We start from the raw sequence: 21,490 nt of genomic DNA, 5'->3' as shown, positions 1-21,490 counted from the left end.
GATCCAGACCGGCAAACCAAGGTGGCACCCACAAAGGCCAGCCAGTCTGGCTTCCCGCCTCCGCGGGAATGACGGCGGGTCTAGCCCCCTCAATCCTTCGGAAAGAACCGCTCCACCACGTTACTCGCCAGCCGCGAAGGCCGCAGCGTCTCCGCATCCAGGCAACACCAGCTCGACTTCACCTCGGCGAGCACATCCTCGCCGCGCTTGATAATCGTCTCATAGAACGCCCGCGCGCCCTGCACCTTTTCGAGCAGCACCGTCGCGATCACGTCGTCGTCCAGAAACGCCGGCTTGCGGTAGGTAATTTCGTGTTTCAGCGCGACCCACAAATGCCCCGCCACCGCCTCGGCCGGGGCGAGACGCTGCCAGTGATCGATCACCGCGGCCTGTACCCACTTCAGATAGTTCGCGTTGTTGACGTGACCCATGAAGTCGATGTCGGCCGGCTCGATGCCGATGGCGTAGATATGGGGAATGGCTGTTGACACCCCACCCATATAGCATGGGCGGGGGCTTATAGCGATGACGACGCTGCTTCGACACCGACAATAAACGCTATTCCGGCCCGCCCCGCTTGTCCCTAGCATGATGCAACGCCGCCCTCTTGTGTTGCCTAAATACAACACCATCTCTGGCCAAAGACCACAGGGATACGCCCATGAACATCGACAAATTCACCGACCGCGCGAAAGGCTTCCTCCAGTCCGCGCAGACCGTCGCGATCCGCATGAACCATCAGCGGATCGCGCCCGAGCATCTGCTGAAGGCGCTGCTCGAGGACGAACAGGGCATGGCCGCGGGGCTGATCGCGGCCGCGGGCGGCGACGCGAAGCGCGCGACATCCGAGACCGATCTCGCGCTCGCCAAGATCCCCGCCGTGTCGGGCTCGGGCGCGCAGACCACGCCGGGCATCGACAATGACGCGGTCCGCGTGCTCGACCAGGCCGAACAGATCGCGACCAAGGCGGGCGACAGCTTCGTCACCGTCGAACGCCTGCTCGTCGCGCTCGCGCTCTCGCTCAACACCGCCGCGGGCAAGGCGCTGAAGACCGGCGGCGTCACCCCCGAGGGGCTCAACACCGCGATCAACAGCGTCCGCCAGGGCCGCACCGCGGACACCGCGGGCGCCGAGGACCGCTATGACGCGCTCAAGAAATTCGCGCGCGACCTCACCCAGGCGGCCCGCGACGGCAAGCTCGACCCCGTCATCGGCCGCGACGAGGAGATCCGCCGCACGATCCAGATCCTCGCGCGCCGCACCAAGAACAACCCCGCGCTGATCGGCGAACCCGGCGTCGGCAAGACCGCGATCGCCGAAGGCCTTGCCCTTCGCATCGCCAACGGCGACGTCCCCGACACGCTCAAGGACCGCCGCCTGATGTCGCTCGACATGGGCTCGCTGATCGCGGGCGCGAAATATCGCGGCGAGTTCGAGGAGCGGCTGAAGGGCGTGCTCGACGAGGTGAAGGCCGCCGAGGGCGACGTCATCCTGTTCATCGACGAGATGCACCAGCTGATCGGCGCGGGCAAATCCGAAGGCGCGATGGACGCGGGCAACCTGCTCAAACCCGCGCTCGCCCGCGGCGAGCTCCACTGCGTCGGCGCGACCACGCTCGACGAATATCGCAAATATGTCGAGAAGGACCCCGCGCTCCAGCGCCGGTTCCAGCCCGTCATGGTTGGCGAACCCACGGTCGAGGACACGATCTCGATCCTGCGCGGCCTCAAGGAGAAATACGAGCTCCACCACGGCGTCCGCATCACCGACGGCGCGATCGTCGCCGCCTCGACGCTGTCGAACCGCTACATCACCGACCGCTTCCTCCCCGACAAGGCAATCGACCTGATGGACGAGGCCGCGAGCCGGATCCGCATGGAGGTCGAATCCAAGCCCGAGGAGATCGAGAATCTCGACCGCCGCATCATCCAGCTCAAGATCGAACGCGAGGCGCTGAAGCGCGAGACCGACGAGGCCTCGATCGACCGGCTCGACACGCTCGAGGGCGATCTCGTCAATCTCGAGGAACAGTCCGCCGAGCTGACGACGCGCTGGAAGGGCGAGAAGGACAAGATCAACGCCGAGGCGCGACTGAAGGAACAGCTCGACGCCGCACGATTGGAACTCGACCAGGCACAGCGCTCGGGCGACCTCGCGCGCGCGGGCGAGCTCTCCTACGGCACGATCCCCGGGCTGCAGCGCCAGCTCGACGAGGCGGCGGGCGCGACCAAGGGCGCGATGCTGCGCGAAGAGGTCAATGCCGACGACATCGCCGGCGTCGTCAGCCGCTGGACCGGCATCCCGGTCGAGCGGATGCTCCAGGGCGAGCGCGACAAGCTGCTCGCAATGGAAGCGACGATCGGCAAGCGCGTCATCGGCCAGGCGCATGCGGTCAAGGCCGTCTCCACCGCGGTCCGGCGCGCACGCGCGGGGCTTCAGGATCCCAACCGGCCGCTCGGCAGCTTCCTGTTCCTCGGGCCAACCGGCGTCGGCAAGACCGAGCTGACCAAGGCGCTCGCCGAATTCCTGTTCGACGATCCCTCGGCGATGGTCCGCATCGACATGAGCGAGTTCATGGAAAAGCACGCGGTCGCGCGGCTGATCGGCGCGCCTCCCGGCTATGTCGGCTATGAGGAGGGCGGCGTGCTGACCGAGGCGGTCCGCCGGCGTCCCTATCAGGTGATCCTGTTCGACGAGGTCGAGAAGGCGCATGGCGACGTGTTCAACGTGCTGCTCCAGGTGCTCGACGACGGCCGCCTGACCGACGGCCAGGGTCGCACGGTGGATTTCAGCAACACGCTGATTATCCTGACGAGCAATCTCGGCAGCCAGTATCTCGCCAACATGGCCGAGGGCGACGACGTGTCGTCGGTCGAACCCCAGGTGATGGAGATCGTCCGGTCGCACTTCCGCCCGGAATTCCTCAACCGCCTGGACGAGGTGATCCTGTTCCACCGTCTCGGCCAGGCGCACATGGCCCCGATCGTCGACATCCAGGTGTCGCGCGTCGACAAGCTGCTCGCCGACCGCAAGATCACGCTCGACCTCACCGAAGCCGCCCGCGCCTGGCTCGGCCGCGTCGGCTACGACCCCGTCTACGGCGCAAGGCCCCTCAAACGCGCGGTCCAGCGCTACCTCCAGGACCCCCTCGCCGACATGATCCTGCGCGGCGAGGTCAAGGACGGCGCGACGGTCCATATCGACGAGGGCGACGGGAAACTGGTGCTGGCGGTCGGCTAGGCCGCCGAACGGCAGGCACAAAAAAAGGGCGGGTCCCGAAGGACCCGCCCTCATGCAGAATGCTCGTTCTTAGAAGTCGACGCGAGCGCCGACCCGGAAGAAGCGACCCAGGACGTTCGCCGTCGTCCATGCGGGGTTGTACTGGTTGATGCTGTACCCGCCGCTCGGATCGAACGGGGGCTTGATGTCGAAGATGTTGAGCACGTTGGTGTACAGCGTGAACCGGTCGTTGACCTTGACCGTCGCGGTCATGTCGACGTTCCACGTTGCCTTCGCGTTGCACAGCACGGGCGACCCGTCCTGGTACGTCACGACCGACGAACCGATGCTCGCCTCGCAATCGCCCTTCACACCGCTGTAACCGTTCGAGACATCGGTCGATGCCAGGTCATAGCCACCGGTGTAGTAGGCGGTCGCCGAAAGCGTCGCGGCTCCGACTTCGACGGTGTTCTGCCACGTCGCACGCCACTTGGGCGAACCCGAGCATGACGTGTTGTTGCAGGGGCTGAGCGTACCGTCATAGCGCTCGGTGTTGCCGTCTGCAGTCCGCTTGTCGAACCGGATCAGATAAGACGCATCGGCCGACGTGGTGAAGGTGACGTTGTCGCCGATCGGGAAGCGTGCATTGGCGCCGAAATCGATGCCCTGCACGTTCTGCTGATCCGCATTCTGGTACGAGACCTCGATGAAGCCGATCTGTGGCAGTGCCGCAGGGTTGTCATTATCGGCCAGGCCGGGACGGACGACGACGCCGGGCAGGTTCACGACACCATTGTTCGCGTAATACTGCTCGAACGCGCCGGCCGAGCTGGCCGGGTTGATGATGCCCTTCACCTTGATGTTGAAGTAATCAACGGTGAAGTTGATCCGCGATGTCGGCTCGAAGATCGCACCGAGCGTCCAGCTGGTCGACTTTTCGGGGTCGAGGTTCGGATTGCCCGTTGAGGTGTTGCCGACCGAGAACTGACCCGTTGCATAGGAGTTGCCGCCATGCGCGGCGATGAACGCAGCCTGCGCCGGGATGCTCGGGTCGAGCGACCGCGTGACATAACCCGTGGTCGGCAGGCCGTTAGCTTCGTTGAAGCTCGGGATGCGGAACCCCTTCGAATAGGTACCGCGCAACGAGAACTGCTCGATCGGGGTGAACTTCGCACCGATCTTTGGCGAGAAGTTGCTCTGACCCGACGAATAGTCGTCATAGCGGCCCGAGCCGTTGATCACGAGCTGGTCGAGGACCGGCGCGTTGATTTCGAAGAAGGCCGACTTCACGTTGCGGCTACCCACTGCACCGACCGAATTCACACCATAATAGCGATCATAAGGGGCGGCGTCGTTCTGCGGGTTCGCGCTGGGGTTGTCGATCGACTCCTTGCGATAGGCCGCACCCACCGCGACCTGCAACGGACCACCGGGCAGCGTAAACAGCGCCTTCGAGATGTTGCCCTGGATCTGCCAGAGATCGGCCGTCGAGCGCGTCCGGTTTTCGGGCGCGATGTAGTTGCGACTCTCTTCCGAGTTCGCGCTCGGGTTGACGAAATTATACGTCCCCCGCGCGATCACGTCGAGCAGGCGCTGCGGGATCAGGTAGTTCTTCTGGATCACGTCGAGCTGCGTGTTCGACGCGGTGAAGTCCGCATTGTAGTTCCAGTCGTCGCCGAACGACCCCTTGAGCCCTGCGGCGATGCGCAGCGCGCGCGAGTTGGTTTCGATCGTACGCGGCCGGTCATACAGGCTCAGCAACTGCGCACGGTTGCCGCTTGCCGCGAAGGGGTTGTTCGGGTTCAGAACCCCGTTCCCCGCGTTGCAGCCCGTGTTCAGCATCGTCAGCGAACCAACGCCGCCGGCGCAGACATAGGTCGGCAGGAAGAGCGGGTTCAGCACGACCGCACCCGGCGGCGTGGTCTGGTTGTTGTAGCCGAGCGGGCTCAGCTGCGTGAAGGTGTTGGTCCGGTAGTAGTTACCCGAGACATAGGCCTGTGCGTTCTCGCCGACATTGGCGGTGAAACGACCGGCAAAGCCGTACCGCTCCTGCTGCGGCAATACCTGCAGATACTGCTTGCGGAAGTCCTGCTGACAGACGACCGACCCGGCGGTCGGGCTCTGCCCGGGAAGAACCGTCACGGGGTTCAGGTTGCGACACCCATCGGCCGCGTTCAGGATATTGTACCGGCCGAGCGCGGCGCCGGTCGCATCGACGGGACGGACCAGCGGTACGGTCGTCGACGCCAGTCCGGAAAACGTACCGTCGGCGTTGAAGAAGTTGCGTGCACCGGCGGGCTGGCGGATGCAGCTGCCCGCGTCGTTGCAGATCCGGCTCAGGTCCGACGAGTTGAACGGATAGCCGCGATCGCTCGCATTGACTGCTGCGGTGTTCTGATACTCGCCGTTGACGTAGAAGTTATAGCCCTGGGTGGCGAGGTCGCCATAGCCCCAGGTGGCATCGAGCCGCTGCTCGGCGCCGTCGCCGCGATCCGAAATGCCCGCAGATCCGTTGAGGTGGAGACCCTCGACCTGCTTCTTCATGATGACGTTGATGACGCCCGCGACCGCATCCGCGCCATAGGTCGACGATGCACCGTCCTTGAGCACTTCGATCCGCTCGACCAGCGCGCTCGGGATCGTGTTCATGTCGACGAAGTTGCGCTGGCCGTCATCGGCCAGCGGATAGGGTGCCATGCGAAGGCCGTCGAACAGCGTCAGCGTCGACTGGACCGACAGGCCGCGAAGCGACGCCGCGGTCGCCCCGGTCGCAAAGTTGCTGCCCGTGTTCCAGCCCTGGCTGATCGTACCCGCACCGTTCGACGTCAGCCGCTGCACGGCCTCGGCCGCGGTGTTGATGCCGCGCTCCTGCAGAGTCGCGGCGGTCAGCGTGGTGACCGGCGACGGGCCGGTGTCGCGCCCGCGGAACAGCGACCCCGTGACGACGATATCCTCGCCATCCTGTGGCGTGTTGGCGGTCGGCGGCAACTGCGCAGCGTCGGAAGCGGGTTCCGCTTCGTTGGTCGGGGCCGTCGTCGGCGCCGATGCGGGGGGCGGCACGGTCTGCGCCGACGCCGGGCCGGCAAAGACGATACCGGCACCCATCAGCATGAGCGCCTGCAAGGCGGTTCCCCCGCGCAGCGCGCAGCGTGCGAAACTCGAATTGGTCACTTGAGCGTTATCCCTCGCTTGTACCCTTGCGGCTGCATCGCAGTCCGCCGGGTAATGTCGCGCCCCCTTCATCGCGCGCAGTGACGCGACCCCAAAGGACAATGGCGATGGGATGGAGGTACTGTCGCATCCTGTAAAGAATGCATCCGGGCGGCCGAATGCTTTGGCAATCTCGTGTAGCGAAAAAGACACAATCACTGGTGCTCTTTCTTACAATCTGTTGCTTTTTCCGACAGCAGATCCTCGCTACGCATAATAATTAGGCAAAGGCATTTTCACGTCGCACCCGCGACAGGCGCTCGGCGAGGCCTTGGTCCGGGCTTCAGCGTCACTCCGGACCGGCCGCCCGAACCAAAAAAAGGGGCGGCGGATCCAAGATCCGCCGCCCCCCGATATCGCGTCCGAAAGGATCGCTTACATGTCGATCGTCAGGCCGACGAACAGGTACCGGCCGAGTGCATCATAGATGCCCGGATAGGTGTTGCCGTTGCCGAACGAGCCGATCGGCGACGCCGTCGCGCTGAGGATCGGCGGCGTCTTGTCGAGCACGTTGTTGACGCCGAGGCGGTAGGTGACCTTGTCCGCGACCCGGATGGTGGCGGCGAGATCGAAATAGTCCTGCGCCTTCACGCGGCCGTCATTGGCGAAGAACGGGCCGGCCAGGTCGGCATCGCCGCTGGTCCGCTCGAACTTGGTCGCCGACAGATGGCGCCAGTTGCCCGACAGGCCGATGCCGCCCAGCGTGGTCAACGACAGACGCGCCTGGTGACGCCACTTGGACATCGGATAGCCGCACTGTGCGCCGTACAGGCCCGCGCAATCGAACTTGGTGCCGACCTTGTCCGACGTGAACTTGTCGACATAGGTGCCGTTGAACGACAGCCCGATCGTGCCGATGCTGTCCGAGCGGTAGGTATAGCCCGCCGAGGTCTCGATCCCCTGCGTGGTCAGCGACCCTGCGTTGACGTTGGTGTCGACGATGAAGCCCGCATTGCCCTGCCACAGCGTGCCGTTGGCATCGCGGTTGATCGCACTGCAGAACTGGTCGTCGGCTGTCTGGAGGCACTGCGCGATGATCGTGTCCGCGCCGACGACGCCGATCCGGTCCTTCAGCTTGATGCGGAAGCCGTCGACCGACAGGTTGAAGCCCGGCAGGAACGACGGCCGCAGGATCACGCCCGCGGTGAACGTGTCGGCCTTTTCGGGGCGCAGGTTCGGGTTGCCGCCGAGCAGGCCGTTATACTGCTCGGACGGGTTGGCGGCGATCAGGCCGAACCGGTTCGCGGGAACGCCGGTCAGCGCGCACTGCGCGGCCGTGTTGCCGTTGACCAGACCGTTGACCGCGGCGCCGGCGCAGGGATCGGTCGCACCGTCGAGCTGGACCGACTGCTGTGCGAACAGCTCCTGCGTGTTCGGTGCGCGGACCGCACGGTTGTAGCCGCCGCGGAAGCGGACGTCGGAGATCGGCGCCCAGACCAGCTCACCCTTGTACGAATGCGCCGAACCCGCGGTGCTGTAGCTCGAATAGCGATAGCCGCCATTGACCGTCAGCTCGTTGACGAACGGGCGGTCGCTGACCAGCGGCACCTGGATTTCGCCGAACACTTCCTTGACGGTGTAGCTGCCGCGGATCGGCAGCGTCGCGCCGCCCTGGCCGGCCAGATCGCCGCTCAGGAACGCGTTGTCGACTTCGAGGCTCAGCGATTCCTTGCGGTACTCGCCACCGACGTTCAGCGCGATGCCCTCGCTCGCGAACGGCGACTGCACGCCATATTCGGCGCCCTTGAAGGTGAAGTTCGCGTTGAGGACGGTTTCCTTGTTCTCGCCCGACTGGAAGCCCGGGGTCTGGACATAGTTCAGCGCCTCGGGCGTGATCCCGGCCGCGCCGAAGATGTTGAGCGGGACGCAGTTCGGATCGGTGCCGTCGACGACCGAGCGGCAGACCGCCTGGCCGAGCGTCGCCGAGCCGGGACGCGTGTCGGTGATCGCGTCGAGCGCGCGCGTGGTGCGCGAGATCGAGAATTCATTGCGATACACCTGGCTGAACACGGTGCTGCCGAACTGGCCATAGGCCTCGTACGAGATGCCCTTGTCGATATCGCCGGTCGCGCCCGCGACGAAGCGATACTGGGTGTGGCGAAGATCCGCCTGACGCCCGCCGCCCTCGACGTTGCGACGGCCGATGCGGACTTTCGCCTGCTGATACTGCGAGCCGTCCGGGTTGGTCAGGTTGACCACCGCGCCATTGGCGTCGGTCACCAGGTTGGACGCACGGCAGAAGGTCGAGACCTGCGCCGCCGACAGCAGCGGGTTGTTGCAGTTCAGGACCGTCGTGTTGTTGAAATCACCTGACGGCGCGATCTGCGCGACCGAGCGATCGTCCATGAACATGAAGTCGGCATAGGGCTTGAACGCGTCGCTGACTTCATACTTGGCGAGGAAGCCCGCGGTGTAGCGCGTGTCCGGACGCTGGTAATAGTTCAGCGGGTTGGCGTTGTAGAGCGTCCGCCCCGCGACGAGCTGGCCTCCTGCGTTCAGCGTATAGCCGGTCGGCGGCCCGCCCTCGGTCGCATCGCCGAGCGTGAAGTTCGCCGGGAATGCGGTGGCCGATCCGCCGCAGACATAATCGTTGCCGACATTGCCCGACGGCGCGTTCAGCCCGCACGAGCTATAGTCGCGCGACCCCTGCAGGATCGCGCCGATCTTGCGATAGCCGCCATAGCCGACGACATGGCCGCGGCCGTCGCTGGTTGCCGCGCCGACCTTGAAGTTGATGTCGAACTGCGTGCCGTCGAACGCTTGGCCGCTCGGCGCGGGATAGCCGCTTGCCGCCGACAGCGCCTGGAACCGCTCGCTGCGGTTGTTGTGGTTGTTGATGCCGCCCGACACGTCGACGCTGAAGCCTTCGTAATCGGTGTCGAGCACGAAGTTGACGACGCCCGCGATCGCGTCCGACCCATAGACCGAACCGGCGCCGCCGGTCAGCACGTCGACGCGCTTGATCAGCGAGGCGGGGATCATGTTGACGTCGGCGGCCGCACTCGCGGTGCTGCTCGACGAGGGGTTGCCCGGCATCAGGCGGCGGCCGTTGATCAGCACCAGCGTGCGCGATTCACCTAGGTTGCGCAGGTTGATCGTCGCCGTACCGGTCGACCCGTTCGACACCGACGAGGTCTGCGTCGCGAACGACGCCGGCAGGCTGTTGAGCACGTCCTCGATCCGCGTCGCGCCGCGCAGCTTGATGTCCGCCGCGTTGACCACGGTGATCGGGCTGGCAGAGGTCAGGTTGGGGTTCGAGATGCGCGAACCGGTGACGACGATGTCGGTGCCCGCGGCGGTCCCGGCTGCAGCGGGATACTCGCTCGGCGTGTTCGAGACTGCCGGGGTCGTCGCTGCCGCGCCGTCGTCGCTGGTCGTGCCCTGCGGTGCGGGAGCCGGCTCGGCTGCCGGTGCAGGAGCCGGTGCGGTCTGGGCCGCTGCCGGAAGCGCCACGACGGCGCCCGCGATCATCGTGGACGCGAGCAGGCAGTCCCGAAACATATGATTCCGCATGTATTCATTCCCCTTTCGCGCCGTCGATCCGTGATGACTGACGCGATGTGTTGCGGCGCGCTCCGGCGCACTGACTGGGGGCCGGTTACGCAAACGGCAGCGCTTTTGTCCAAAATAAAATTGTAAAATAGTAACGGATCATCGCATTGACGTACCATTGTTACAAAAAGGCAACATCGTGAATCCGGCGCCCTGCGGCGGGTTTTCCGAAGGAATCAAAGGGGATATTCCGGGGATGGCGGGCCCTGCGCGCCCCCGCCCCGGATCGGCCCCGGATTGCCGAAGCCGATACGAGGATGACACGGACATGCACATATCGACACACCGGGCGGCCGCCGGCCTGCTGACCACCACCCTGTTGATCGCGGGCCTGCCGTCCGCTGCGACCGCGGGGTCGCCCCGCGGCGGACGCGCGCCGGTGCTGGTCGCGCTCACCCAGTGCCGCACGCTGTCGGAGACCGCCGCGCGGCTCGCCTGTTTCGACCGCTCGGTCGCCGCGCTCGAACAGGCTGAAGCGAACCGGACGATCGTCATCATCGATCAGCAGCAGGTCCGCGAGACGCGGCGCGCGGTGTTCGGCATCGCGCTTCCCGAGACGGGCCTGCTCGGCAAGGCCGAGGACCTGCCGCAGATCGAGGCGGTTCTCGCGGGTGCGTCGGTCGACGACTCCGGCCATTGGCGCTTCCAGCTCGCCGATGGCGCGCGCTGGATTCAGACCGACGACAATGTGATCGCCCGGCGCCCGCGCGCGAAGGACGCGGTCGTCATCAAGCGCGCCGCGCTCGGCAGTTTCCGGATGAGCGTCGGCGGTCAGCCCGCGGTCAAGGTCCGCCGCCTCAACTAGACGTCGCGCGCGCTCTTACTTCATCACCCCCGCCACCAGCAACGGATCAAGCTTCGCATCCCCCCAGCGCAAACTCCAGTGGAGATGCGGACCCGTCGCACGCCCGCTATTGCCCACCGCGCCGACCGGCTGGCCCTGCGTCACCCGGTCGCCCGGCTTCACGTCGATCCGCGACAGATGCAGGAACGCGCTGTTCAGCCCCATGCCGTGGTCGATCATCAGCAGGTTGCCCTCGAGCGTGAAGGGGTGATCCGCGGCCAGGATCACCACGCCGTCCGCGGGCGCGACCACGGTCGTCCCGGTCGGCCGCGCGATGTCGATCCCCGAATGATAGGAGCCCGCCTCGCCGTTGGCATAGACGCGCTGCGACCCGAACAGCGTCGAGATCCGCCCCGTCACCGGCCAGACGAACGCCTGCCGCCAGCCGCCCGACACCGCCGCGATCCGCCGCGCCGCGACGATCTGCGCCAGTTCACCGGGGCGCACGCGCGCGAATTCGGGTGCGGGCACCGGATATTTGGGCAGGCTCGACAGCCGCGAAATGTCCCAGCCGCGCGCTGCTATCATCAGCGGTTGCTGCACGACGCGCCCGTCCGCCAGCGTCGCGACGAGCATCGCCTGCGTCCCCGCATCACGGTCGAACCCCGCGACGAACCGGCGATCGGGCGCGACCGTCACCGGCCGCCCGTCGAGCGTCAGCGCGCGCGTCCCCGCAGGCGCAGTGCCCAGGATCAGCCCGCCCTGGCTCAGCGTCCCGGTCCAGACGAACCCCGACGCCGCGGGGGCGACCGCGACAGGCGCCGGCACGGTCTGCGCGGTGCCACCCGAAGCCAGCAGCACCAACGGCAGCAGCAGCGGGCGGATCACCGCGGTTTCATCGCCTCGGCGGCGCCCGCCGCGGTCGCATAGGCCTCCTGCCGCTCGACGCTCCAGTAGCGCAGATCCTCGAGCAGGATGCGGTGGCCGGTGACCGCGCACACGACATGATCCCCCGGGCTCAGCACGCGAAAGCCGTTCGCCATGTAATGCAGCTTGGCGGCGCGGTCGGAATTGGACATCAGCATCGGGTTTCTCTCGTCGTCACAGGGGGAAGGATCAGAACAGGGTCGGCTGGCGCGGCGCGGCACCGGAGGCAGCGGACGGGGCGGCAGACGGCGTCGGCCGGCTCGCCGGCTTCGGCCTGGCGGCGACCTCGCTGTCACCGCCATCGACGGTGGCGTCGACCATCCCGTCGCGGAAATGCAGCGTCAGCGCCCCCGCTGCGCGCGCCGCCGCCGCCGACGCGAGCGTCGTGCCCCCCGCGGCCCGAGACGTCACCCGCGCATAGCCCCGGTCGAGGATCGCATCCGGGTTGAGCGACTGGACCAGCCGCCACGTCGCATCGAGCCGCGCCCGCGCGCCCTCCAGCTTGCGCTCGAGCGTCGCCGGCCGCAGCGCCGCGCCCGACCGGTCGAGGCTCCCGCGCGCCAGCGTCAGCCGCCGCTCGAGCCCGCGATCGAGCCGCTGCCCGGCATCGTCCGCGCGCTGCCGCTGCGGCCCGAGCAGCTGGTCGCGCTTGGGCAGATGCCGCGCGAGCGCATCGAGCCGTTCGCGCCCGCGCTCGACATAGCGCCGCGCGCACCGCTCGGTCCGGTTGCGATGGCTGTCGATCGTGAGCCTCAGGTCGGCGAGCACCGGCACCGCGATCTCCGCCGCCGCGGTCGGCGTCGGCGCGCGCAGGTCGGCGGCATAGTCGCACAAGGTCGTGTCGGTCTCGTGCCCGACCGCGGAGATGATCGGGATCGAACAGGCGGCGACCGCGCGCACCACGACCTCCTCGTTGAACGACCAGAGATCCTCGACCGACCCGCCGCCACGCGCGACGATCACCAGATCGGGGCGCGGCACCGGGCCGCCGGGCGCGATCGCATCGAAGCCGCGCACCGCCGCGGCGATCTCGGCCGCCGATCCCTCGCCCTGCACCTTGACCGGCCAGACGATGACATGTGTCGGACAGCGATCCTCGAGCCGGTGGAGAATGTCGCGGATCACCGCGCCCGTCCCCGACGTCACCACGCCGATCACCTGCGGCATGAACGGCAGCGGCTTCTTACGGCCCGCGTCGAACAGCCCCTCGCCGCCGAGCTTCGCCTTCAGCTTCTCGAGCAGCGCCATCAGCGCGCCCGCGCCCGCCAGCTCCATCCGGTCGATCACGATCTGGTATTTCGACCGCCCGGGATAGGTCGTCAGCTTGCCCGTCGCGATCACCTCGACGCCGTCCTGCGGCACGAAGGCGAGCCGCGCCGCGCTCCCCTTCCAGATCACGCCGTCGATCACCGCCTGATCGTCCTTCAGCGCCATGTAGCAATGCCCCGACGCGACGCGCTTCCAGCCCGAAATCTCGCCGCGCAGGCGGACATGGCCGAATTCGCCCTCGACCATCCGCTTCAGCTTGAACGCGAGTTCGCCGACCGACATGGCGAGTGCGTTGTCGCCGGCGACCGGCTCGGCTACCAGCCGCCCCATATCGCTCGCCAGCATGTCGCTGGACACGACGTCATCGGAAAAGGGATCGGGCATGAACGTCCTGCTGTTGGGCTCGGGGGGCCGCGAACATGCGCTCGCGTGGAAGCTGGTGCAATCGGCCAGCTTTTCTCCAGGCCTCGATACGCTCTATGCCGCGCCGGGCAACCCCGGCATTGCCAGCCTTGCGACGCTCGTGCGTCTCGATGCGACGGATCACGCGTCCGTCGTCGCCTTCGTCCGCGAAAAGGCCATCGGCCTCGTCGTGATCGGCCCCGAGGCGCCGCTCGTCGACGGCCTCGCCGATACGCTGCGCGCCGCCGCCATCCCCGTCTTCGGCCCGTCGAAGGCCGCCGCCCAGCTCGAAGGGTCGAAGGGCTTCACCAAGGACCTGTGCGCGCGCGCCGGCATTCCGACCGCAGGCTATGTCCGCGTCGCGAGCCGTGCCGACGCCGACGTCGCGCTCACCCGCACCTTCTCGCTCCCCGTGGTCATCAAGGCCGACGGGCTCGCCGCGGGCAAGGGCGTCGTCATCGCCTTCACCCGCGCCGAGGCCGATGCCGCACTTGACGCGCTGTTCGCGGACGGCGAGGCGGAGGCGGTGATCGAGGAATTCCTCGAAGGCGAGGAGGCGAGCCTCTTCGTCCTCACCGACGGCACCACGCTGATGCCGTTCGGCTCCGCCCAGGATCACAAGCGCGTCGGCGAGGGCGATACCGGCCCCAATACCGGCGGCATGGGCGCCTACAGCCCCGCCCCCGTCCTCACCGCCGCGCTCGAACAGCGCGCGCTCGACGAGATTGTCGCGCCCACCGTCGCGGCGATGGCGGCGGACGGGATCCCGTTCAGCGGCGTCCTCTATGCCGGCCTCATGCTCACCGCGCAGGGCCCCAAGCTGATCGAATATAACGCGCGCTTCGGCGATCCCGAGACGCAGGTGCTGATGATGCGGTTCGAGGGCGACCTGATCGCGACGATGCTCGCGGTCGCAGAGGGCCGCCTCGCCGACCTCCCCCCCGCGCGCTTCAGCGCCGCCACCGCGCTGACCGTGGTGATGGCGGCCAAGGGTTATCCCGGCACGCCCAAGGCGGGCGGCGCGATCATCGGCCTCGATTCGGCGCGCGCGGCAGGCGGCACCGTCTTCCACGCCGGCACCCGGCTCGAGGATGGCGGCCTCGTCGCCGCCGGCGGCCGCGTCCTCGCGGTCACCGCCACCGGCAACGACCTCGCCTCCGCCCAGGCCAACGCCTACCGCGCGGTCGAGGCGATCGATTTCGAAGAAGGCTTCTACCGCCGCGACATAGGCTGGCGCGAACTCACCCGCTGACCCAAAGCAAAAAGCCCCTCCCCTTCAGGGGAGGGGTTGGGGTGGGGCGCATCCCCAAACGCAACGCCACTGATACCACCGCCAACGCGCATTAAGTCTCGCCCCCCCCGACCCACCCCGCTACTATAGGCAAATGAACGAAACTTCCGCGACGTCCGCCTCGGGCGACAGCCTGCTCCCCGACGGCATCACCACGCTGACGACGATCCATTTCGCGATCATCGCGGTGCTCGCGCTCTTCGTGATCGCCGGGCTGCTCTGGGGCATCAAGGCCAAGCGCAGCCGCAAAAAAGCGTCGCGCGACGTCATCGTCAACGCGCGCGAAGCCGGCGTCGAACCCGCACCCGAGCCGACCCCCGAGCTGCCCGCCGCGCCGACGCCCGCCGCCGCCCCAGCTCCCGAAACGCGCCCAACCCCGAAGCCGACCCCTGCGCCCAGCCAGTCGCAGGTCCAGACCGCCCCGACCCCGATTCCGGTCGCGCGCCCGGTCGCGCCTGCACCGCAGCCAGTCGCCCCCGCGCCTGCTGCTGCCGCTCCCGCGCCGGCCCCCGCGCCGCTGTCCGACGAACCGATCGCCGCCGCCAGCTTCGACGCCAACCCCGCCGCCGAAGCCGCCACCCCGACCGAGGCGCCAGCCCCCACTCCGACACCCACCCCGGCACCCGCCCCGGCCCCGGCTCCAGCCCCAGCGGTCGACCACGCAGCCGCCCCCGTCACCCAGCTCAAGGGCCTCGGTCCCAAGGTCGCCACCCGCCTCGCGGAACTGGGCGTCACCACCGTCGGCGACATGGCCGCACTCTCCGAAACCGAAGCGCAGAACATCGACGCGCAGCTCGGCGCCTTCACCGGCCGCATGGGCCGCGACCGCTGGATCGAACAATCCCGCCTCCTCGCCGCCGGCGACAAGCCCGGCTTCGAAGCGGTCTTCGGCAAACTCTGACGCACAGGCCGCGCGTCAGCGGACTGCGTCACCCGGACAGACTATTTCCGACCGAGCGTCTTGATCGCCGCATTGCACCATGCGGGGTCCTTCGAATGCTGGCTGCCCTTGCCGATCCGGCTGATGAGATACGGCTCGTCGGCGGCGTTGGCCTTGGCCACGGCAAGGAACATGTCCATGTCGGCCGGTGCGATGAAGCGCGAACAGCGACCCGCGATTTCCATCGTGTCTCCCAGCCCACGAAGCGGGGCGGACACCGTCCGGTCATCCGCCGGCCGCACGATCACGGGTGGCGCCATCTGTCCCGAAGCAACTTGCAGCAATAAGACAAAGGCCATGGTGGTCATGGCCGACACTAGCACGAACATCCGCCACCGCCCGCGTTGACGCGGACGCTGCCTCACGCACCGTTAACGAATTTCATCCACGACAAGGAAAACCAATAAGGCGGCGGACAGGCTATGCAGCAACCACGATACGGGATGGCAAAGGGGCTGCTGATCCTTGCGTATCTATGTCTGGGTCCAATCGTCTGCGCTGCTGTCGCCTTCGACAAGCCTGTCATTATCCTGGCGGTCGGTTTGGCCGTTGGCGTGTTCCTTGGTCCCGTCCTGCACCGTCTGGCAAACAGCGAGCATGCGGAAACCGTCGCACACGAGGAGGTCGACGCCGAAGCAAGGATCGCCATCCTCGTGTGCGCAATCCTGTTCGTCGCACTGTGCGTCTACGTCATCTATAGCTCGTGGTATGACTACCAATCACTTCGCGACGTCCCGATCTACGGGGTCGGAATGATCTATGCGCCGTCTCTTGTAGTCGGAATCGCGGTTTTTGCCTGCGTGCGGTACGTGTCGCGACGGCTTAAAATCTCGGGCAACCGCTAAGCGTCGAAACAATGAGCGCCCGGGTAAATCAACCGGGTCGGTGATCCAGCGCGTTCAAGCCCCGCACCCCCAACCTCAAACCTCGCTGACGAGCAGCTTGTCGATCCGTCGTCCGTCCAGATCGACGATCTCGAATTTCCACCCCTGTTCGACGAAGCTCTCGCCCTCGCCCGGCAGATGGCGGAACACCGCGAGCGCCAGCCCGGCGACGGTCGCATAGTCGCGGTCCTCGGGCAGGTCGATGCCCAGCCGGTCGGCCAGCGCATCCGCCGCCATCGTGCCCGCGACCAGCAGCGAACCGTCATCGCGCACCACCACCGACGGCGAATCGTCGGGGTCCGCGTCCGACTTGAACTCGCCCGCGATCGCCGCGAGCAGGTCGGCGGGGGTCACGATCCCCTCGAAATGCCCGTATTCGTCATGGATCAGCGCCATCGGCACCTCGGCCTGGCGCAGCGCGATCAGCGCGTCCATCGCGTCGATCTGGTCGATCACCACCGGCGCCTTGCGCATCAGCACGTTGAGGTCGAGCGGCTCCCCGCGGAACAGCGCGGCGGCGATGTCGCGCGCCTGCACCACGCCGCGCACCCGGTCGATCGACCCGTCGCCGACCGGCAGCCGGGTGTGCTGCGACGCGAGCAGCGTGTCGCGGATCTCGTCGGCATCCCAGTTGCAGTCGAGCCAGTCGATGTCGGTCCGCGGCGTCATCACCTCGCGCACCGGCCGGTCGGCCAGCCGCACCACGCCCGAGATGATCGAGCGCTCATGCTCCTCGATCACGCCCGACTTGGACGCCTCGGCGACGATCAGGTGCAGTTCCTCGGCGGTGACATGCTCCTCCGATTCGCGGTTGAGCCTGAGCGCCTTGAAGATCAGCGCGCTCGTCGAATCGAGCACCCACACGATCGGCGCGGTGATGATCGCCAGCCAGCGCATCGGCCGCGCCATGAACGCGGCGATCGTCTCGGGCGATCGCAGCGCGAATTGCTTGGGCACCAGCTCGCCGATGATCAGCGAGGCATAGGTGGTCAGGCCGATGACGATCGCAAAGCCGACCGTCTCCGCGGTGCTCGCGCTCAGCCCCAGCGCCTGCAGCCGCGCCGCGGTCGGCGTGCCCAGACTCGCGCCCGAATAGGCACCCGCGAGAATCCCGATCAGCGTGATGCCGATCTGCACGGTCGACAGGAACTTACCGGGGTCGGCGGCGAGCAGCAGCGCGGCGCTCGCGCCCTTGCGCCCGGTCCGCGCCAGCGCATCGAGCCGCGCACGCCGCGACGACACGATCGCAAGCTCGCTCATCGCGAACACGCCGTTCAACGCGACGAGCGCGAGGATGATCGCGACGTCGATCCAGGGGAAGGGGGGAAGCGGTGCCATTGGCTCGATCGTCTCTTGGCGCACATTCGCGCGCTTCACAACCGGTCTCGACACTTATCGTCATTGGGCGTTCAGTGCGCAGGTGGAACAATCGCCGAATATGCCGGGTTATCTGCGGCATGATCAAAAGGGACAGAGACATGAAGGCCAAGGGTATATTCATCGGCGCAGCGCTCGCCGCACTCGTCACGACGTCGGCCTGCACGACGGATCCGGAGACGGGCCAGCGCACGATCTCGAAGACCGCGCTCGGCGGCATCGGCGGCGCGCTCGGCGGCTATCTGCTCGGCGACATCGTCGGCGGCCGCAACGACCGCACCGAGAAGCTGCTCGGCGCAGGGATCGGCGGCCTCGCGGGCGCGGGCGTCGGCGCGTACATGGACAAGCAGGAGCGCGATCTGCGCGCGCGCACCGCAGGGACCGACGTCCAGGTGATCCGCCAGGGCGACGACCTCGTCCTCAACATCCCGTCGGGCATCACCTTCGCCTATGACAGCGCGACCGTGCAGCCGCAGTTCCAGCGCACGCTCGACCAGGTCGCCTCGACGCTCGGCCAGTATAACCAGACCTATATCGACGTGTACGGCCATACCGATTCGACCGGCAGCGACTCCTATAACCAGACCCTGTCGCAGCGCCGGGCGACCTCGGTCGCGGATTACCTGTCGAGCCACGGCGTCCAGTCCGCCCGCATCGGCACCCGCGGCTACGGCGAAAGCCAGCCGATCGCCTCGAACGACACCGACGCCGGCCGCGCCGCCAACCGCCGCGTCGAGGTCAAGATCGTCCCCATCACCCAGAACGACCTCCGCTAACCAACTCAGTCCGCCCGCCCCTCCGTCATCCCGGCGAAAGCCGGGACGCAGGGTGCGGGCGGACCGGCAGCAGAAGAAGGGGGTTCGCGCGGAGACGCGGAGGCGCAGAGAGAGAGAGAAGAACCGCATTCACGCGAAGGCGCAAAGGCGCGAAGTCATAGATTCGGGCCTCTCGGCCGGCAGACACAATTCGCCTTTGCAGATGCGATTGAAATATCGCGGCTCCACGCTCGCAACATCTTTGCGCCTTCGCGCCTTCGCGTGAACCCACTCTTTCGACGCCCAGCCAACAAGCTGCCGACAGCCCCCTAACGCCGCCCCCGGAAAAACCCCGTCAGCAACGCGCCAGCTTCCCGCTCCCCGATCCCCGCATACACCTCAGGCCGATGATGGCACGTCGGTTGCCCGAAAAACCGCGCGCCATGTTCGACCGCGCCGCCCTTCGCATCCGCCGCCCCGTAATAGAGCCGCGCGACCCGGGCGTGCGCGATCGCCCCCGCGCACATCGCGCACGGCTCGAGCGTCACCCACAGATCGCAGTCCTCCAGCCGGTCCCGCCCCAGCGCCTTCGCCGCCGCGCGAATCGCGAGCATCTCGGCATGCGCGGTCGGATCGCACAGCGCGCGCGGCGCATTGGCCGCCGTCGCGATCACTTGCCCTGCGTGCACCACGACAGCGCCGACCGGCACCTCGCCCGCCGCCGCGGCGTCGCGCGCGGCGTCGAGCGCGCGCCGCATCGGTTCTGGGATCGGAAACATGCCCCGCCCTGCCCTGCCTTCCCCATCAGGTAAAGCCGCAGGACAAGGCGGGCGCGGATCAGTTGGCGGGCACCTGGCCATTGTCCGCCGCGGTCCCCGGCTTGTCGACCGAGATCGTCGGCACCGCGACCGTCTTGGTCTCGGTCCCCAGCCGCACCTTGGCGACGTCCGCCTCGAATTTCGGCGTCTGGATCGCGCCGGCACGCGTCTGGTCGATGTTGATGATCCCGAAATACATCAGCGCGACGACGGCGAGCAGCGCGATCGCGACCAGAGACAAGAGCGTACGCATGGGATTCCCCTTATATAAGGCCACGACCCAATGCGGGCGTCGACCGGTTCGATGGCGTAACAACGTCGATCAACCCCGCGCGGTTGCACGCCCCGCTCTGCCGCCCCGTTCGCCGCATCCACGTGGGCGCCGATCGGCAAAAACGGGTGAATCGGTTGACGCGGCCGCGCTTGCCGGGTATCCGCGCGCCTTTCCGGGGTTCCTCCCGACACTTGATAGGTAGACAGATGTCGCGCATTTGCGAACTGACCGGCAAAGGCCGGATGGTCGGGAACAACGTGTCCCACGCCAACAACAAGACCAAGCGTACGTTCCTGCCCAACCTGCAGAACGTCACGCTGATCTCCGACTCACTCGAGCAGAGCGTTCGTCTCCGCGTCTCGACGCACGGCCTGCGTTCGGTCGAGCATAATGGCGGCCTCGACAATTGGCTCGTCAAGACTTCGGACGACAAGCTCTCGCTCAAGGCCCGCCGCCTGAAGCGCGACGTCGTCAAGAAGATCGCCGCCGCCGCCTAACCCGCGCGACTGCGACACGGCCCCGGCCCGCGCTCCCACCGGAGCGCGGGCCGTCGGCGTTTGTGCGCCCGTCGCACGTAAACGCGCCGCCGAACCCGTTCCACCTCCCTTTCCGTTCGTGTCGAGCGCAGTCGAGACACCGCCCGCCCGGTGCACCGTCCCCTCCCGTTCGTGTCGAGCGAAGTCGAGACACCGCCACCCCGCTCGCCCTCCGCTAACCCTCCAGCCGAAACTTCAGCAACAGCGTCCGCTCCAGCACGGTCTCGTTGTCGTCCGACACGATCCACACCACCGTGTCGTCCCCCTCGCGCACCACCGCGATCCCCTCGAAATTGTCATGCACCAGCGGCGCTGCCAGCCGTGCGATCTCGCGCCCGCGCACCACCGCCCCCGCCCGAATCGCCCCCGATTCGATCACCGTCACAGCGTTGGAAAACGCAAACGGCGCCGCAAAGGCGCGATTGAGCACGATCAGCCGCCCGTCGGGCAACTCGGCGACATCGACCGGACTGAACCCGACCGGCGGCACATAGGTAAAGCCGACGCCGCGCGCGTTGAGCGGATCGCCCGCAAACAGCAGCCCCCGCCGCCCGGTCCCGCGCCCGACCCCGCCCGCGCTCGTCCGCACCCGCGGCCGCGCGGTCTCCGACAGCACGACGAATCGCCCGTTGCGCAACCGCACCATGCTCTCGGGCCCGCCATTGTCGGGCCATTCGCGCATCGCCCGCGGCCGGACCATCCCCTCGAATCGCGCCAGCAGCGTGCCGTCGGCCCCTGCGGCATAGCGCCCGACCGCGTTCCAATATTCGAACCCGACCCAGGCGGTCCCCGTCGCCGCATCGATCGTCAGCGATTCGCTGTCCCGGTCGCGCTTCGACCAGCCCTGTCCGGGACCACCCGGCAGCGCGGCAAAGCCGATCCCTGCGGGCCGCCAGTCGTCACCGATATGAAAGCGGACGATATTCCCACCATCGCTGAGCAACGTCACCTGTGTCCGCGAAGCGCTGCGACGGACCGCGATCGAGGAATACCCCCCGAACGCCGAATCGCGACTGCGCAGCACCACCCCGCCCAGATAGGTCAGCCCGCCGAGCCGCCGCCGCAACGGATCGGCCGGATCGATCCGCACCCGCGTCGCGGTCATGTCCGCCGCCGCGCCGAGCAGCGGGAGCCGCGACGTGCCGCTCCATCCGGGCACCAGCAGGTGCACGCTCGCCAGCACGAACAACAGGGTCGGGATACGCCGCACGCCCGCCCCATAGCCGCTGCCGCGCCGGGGGGCACCTGCAA

The 21,490-nt window shown here is 67.4% G+C and carries 18 protein-coding genes; 7 read left to right on the top strand and 11 right to left on the bottom strand.

Annotated features, from left to right (window positions below):
• Positions 1-89 precede the first annotated feature (89 nt).
• Positions 90-491: a thioesterase family protein gene (locus J3A66_RS12735; protein WP_031441838.1), complete on the bottom strand. Its 402-nt coding sequence runs from the start codon at positions 489-491 to the stop codon at positions 90-92.
• 170 nt (positions 492-661) lie between these two features.
• Here J3A66_RS12735 and clpB point away from each other — a divergent pair, with 170 nt between their 5' ends.
• Complete coding sequence (clpB, locus tag J3A66_RS12730; RefSeq protein ID WP_031441837.1) at positions 662-3,241, top strand: ATP-dependent chaperone ClpB; 2,580 nt, start codon at positions 662-664, stop codon at positions 3,239-3,241.
• Positions 3,242-3,310: 69 nt separating this feature from the next.
• Here clpB and J3A66_RS12725 read toward each other — a convergent pair whose 3' ends face one another.
• Positions 3,311-6,391: a TonB-dependent receptor gene (locus tag J3A66_RS12725; protein ID WP_209569197.1), complete on the bottom strand. Its 3,081-nt coding sequence runs from the start codon at positions 6,389-6,391 to the stop codon at positions 3,311-3,313.
• A gap of 414 nt (positions 6,392-6,805) precedes the next feature.
• Entirely contained in the window at positions 6,806-9,943 is a 3,138-nt protein-coding gene (locus J3A66_RS12720; protein WP_209569195.1) for a TonB-dependent receptor, read from the bottom strand.
• A 307-nt stretch (positions 9,944-10,250) separates the two neighbouring features.
• Here J3A66_RS12720 and J3A66_RS12715 point away from each other — a divergent pair, with 307 nt between their 5' ends.
• A complete protein-coding gene (locus tag J3A66_RS12715; protein ID WP_209569194.1) occupies positions 10,251-10,787 on the top strand; it encodes a hypothetical protein in 537 nt (178 codons plus the stop codon).
• Between the two features lie 15 nt (positions 10,788-10,802).
• Here J3A66_RS12715 and J3A66_RS12710 read toward each other — a convergent pair whose 3' ends face one another.
• From J3A66_RS12710 to xseA, 3 genes are read right to left on the bottom strand one after another with little or no spacing between them, the layout of a single operon-like run.
• Entirely contained in the window at positions 10,803-11,594 is a 792-nt protein-coding gene (locus J3A66_RS12710; RefSeq protein ID WP_348634088.1) for a M23 family metallopeptidase, read from the bottom strand.
• A 56-nt stretch (positions 11,595-11,650) separates the two neighbouring features.
• Positions 11,651-11,851 carry a DUF2093 domain-containing protein gene (locus tag J3A66_RS12705; RefSeq protein WP_031441717.1) on the bottom strand — a complete coding sequence of 67 codons (201 nt, stop codon included), beginning with the start codon at positions 11,849-11,851 and terminating at the stop codon, positions 11,651-11,653.
• A gap of 31 nt (positions 11,852-11,882) precedes the next feature.
• The gene (xseA, locus tag J3A66_RS12700) at positions 11,883-13,346 is read right to left on the bottom strand and encodes an exodeoxyribonuclease VII large subunit (protein WP_348634046.1); all 1,464 of its coding nucleotides are present in this window, start codon (positions 13,344-13,346) and stop codon (positions 11,883-11,885) included.
• Here xseA and purD point away from each other — a divergent pair.
• Complete coding sequence (gene purD, locus J3A66_RS12695) at positions 13,345-14,616, top strand: phosphoribosylamine--glycine ligase (RefSeq protein WP_209569192.1); 1,272 nt, start codon at positions 13,345-13,347, stop codon at positions 14,614-14,616. The two genes, xseA and purD, sit on opposite strands and share 2 nt — an antisense overlap.
• Positions 14,617-14,749: 133 nt before the next feature.
• Positions 14,750-15,556 carry a hypothetical protein gene (locus J3A66_RS19465; RefSeq protein WP_209569189.1) on the top strand — a complete coding sequence of 269 codons (807 nt, stop codon included), beginning with the start codon at positions 14,750-14,752 and terminating at the stop codon, positions 15,554-15,556.
• A 41-nt stretch (positions 15,557-15,597) separates the two neighbouring features.
• Here J3A66_RS19465 and J3A66_RS12685 read toward each other — a convergent pair whose 3' ends face one another.
• Positions 15,598-15,780: a hypothetical protein gene (locus tag J3A66_RS12685; RefSeq protein WP_209569187.1), complete on the bottom strand. Its 183-nt coding sequence runs from the start codon at positions 15,778-15,780 to the stop codon at positions 15,598-15,600.
• 258 nt (positions 15,781-16,038) lie between these two features.
• Here J3A66_RS12685 and J3A66_RS12680 point away from each other — a divergent pair, with 258 nt between their 5' ends.
• Positions 16,039-16,440: a hypothetical protein gene (locus J3A66_RS12680; RefSeq protein WP_192069506.1), complete on the top strand. Its 402-nt coding sequence runs from the start codon at positions 16,039-16,041 to the stop codon at positions 16,438-16,440.
• Positions 16,441-16,515: 75 nt separating this feature from the next.
• Here J3A66_RS12680 and J3A66_RS12675 read toward each other — a convergent pair whose 3' ends face one another.
• The gene (locus J3A66_RS12675; RefSeq protein WP_107045480.1) at positions 16,516-17,817 is read right to left on the bottom strand and encodes a hemolysin family protein; all 1,302 of its coding nucleotides are present in this window, start codon (positions 17,815-17,817) and stop codon (positions 16,516-16,518) included.
• 140 nt (positions 17,818-17,957) lie between these two features.
• Between J3A66_RS12675 and J3A66_RS12670 the strand changes: the two genes are divergently transcribed.
• The gene (locus J3A66_RS12670) at positions 17,958-18,632 is read left to right on the top strand and encodes an OmpA family protein (protein ID WP_056406963.1); all 675 of its coding nucleotides are present in this window, start codon (positions 17,958-17,960) and stop codon (positions 18,630-18,632) included.
• Between the two features lie 308 nt (positions 18,633-18,940).
• Here J3A66_RS12670 and J3A66_RS12665 read toward each other — a convergent pair whose 3' ends face one another.
• A complete protein-coding gene (locus tag J3A66_RS12665; RefSeq protein ID WP_209570497.1) occupies positions 18,941-19,369 on the bottom strand; it encodes a nucleoside deaminase in 429 nt (142 codons plus the stop codon).
• Between the two features lie 79 nt (positions 19,370-19,448).
• Positions 19,449-19,682 carry a hypothetical protein gene (locus J3A66_RS12660; RefSeq protein ID WP_031395039.1) on the bottom strand — a complete coding sequence of 78 codons (234 nt, stop codon included), beginning with the start codon at positions 19,680-19,682 and terminating at the stop codon, positions 19,449-19,451.
• Positions 19,683-19,909: 227 nt separating this feature from the next.
• On the opposite strand from J3A66_RS12660, the gene rpmB reads away from it, so the two are divergent.
• The gene (gene rpmB, locus J3A66_RS12655) at positions 19,910-20,200 is read left to right on the top strand and encodes a 50S ribosomal protein L28 (RefSeq protein WP_031395040.1); all 291 of its coding nucleotides are present in this window, start codon (positions 19,910-19,912) and stop codon (positions 20,198-20,200) included.
• A gap of 214 nt (positions 20,201-20,414) precedes the next feature.
• On the opposite strand, the gene J3A66_RS12650 is transcribed toward rpmB, so the two are convergent.
• Entirely contained in the window at positions 20,415-21,449 is a 1,035-nt protein-coding gene (locus J3A66_RS12650; RefSeq protein WP_348634045.1) for an esterase-like activity of phytase family protein, read from the bottom strand.
• Positions 21,450-21,490: the final 41 nt, after the last annotated feature.

Source organism: Sphingomonas sp. PvP018, assembly GCF_017876865.1.
GTDB lineage: Bacteria > Pseudomonadota > Alphaproteobacteria > Sphingomonadales > Sphingomonadaceae > Sphingomonas > Sphingomonas aerolata.
Note: the sequence above shows the minus strand (reverse complement) of the source record. Positions and strands in the feature narration are given on the sequence as shown.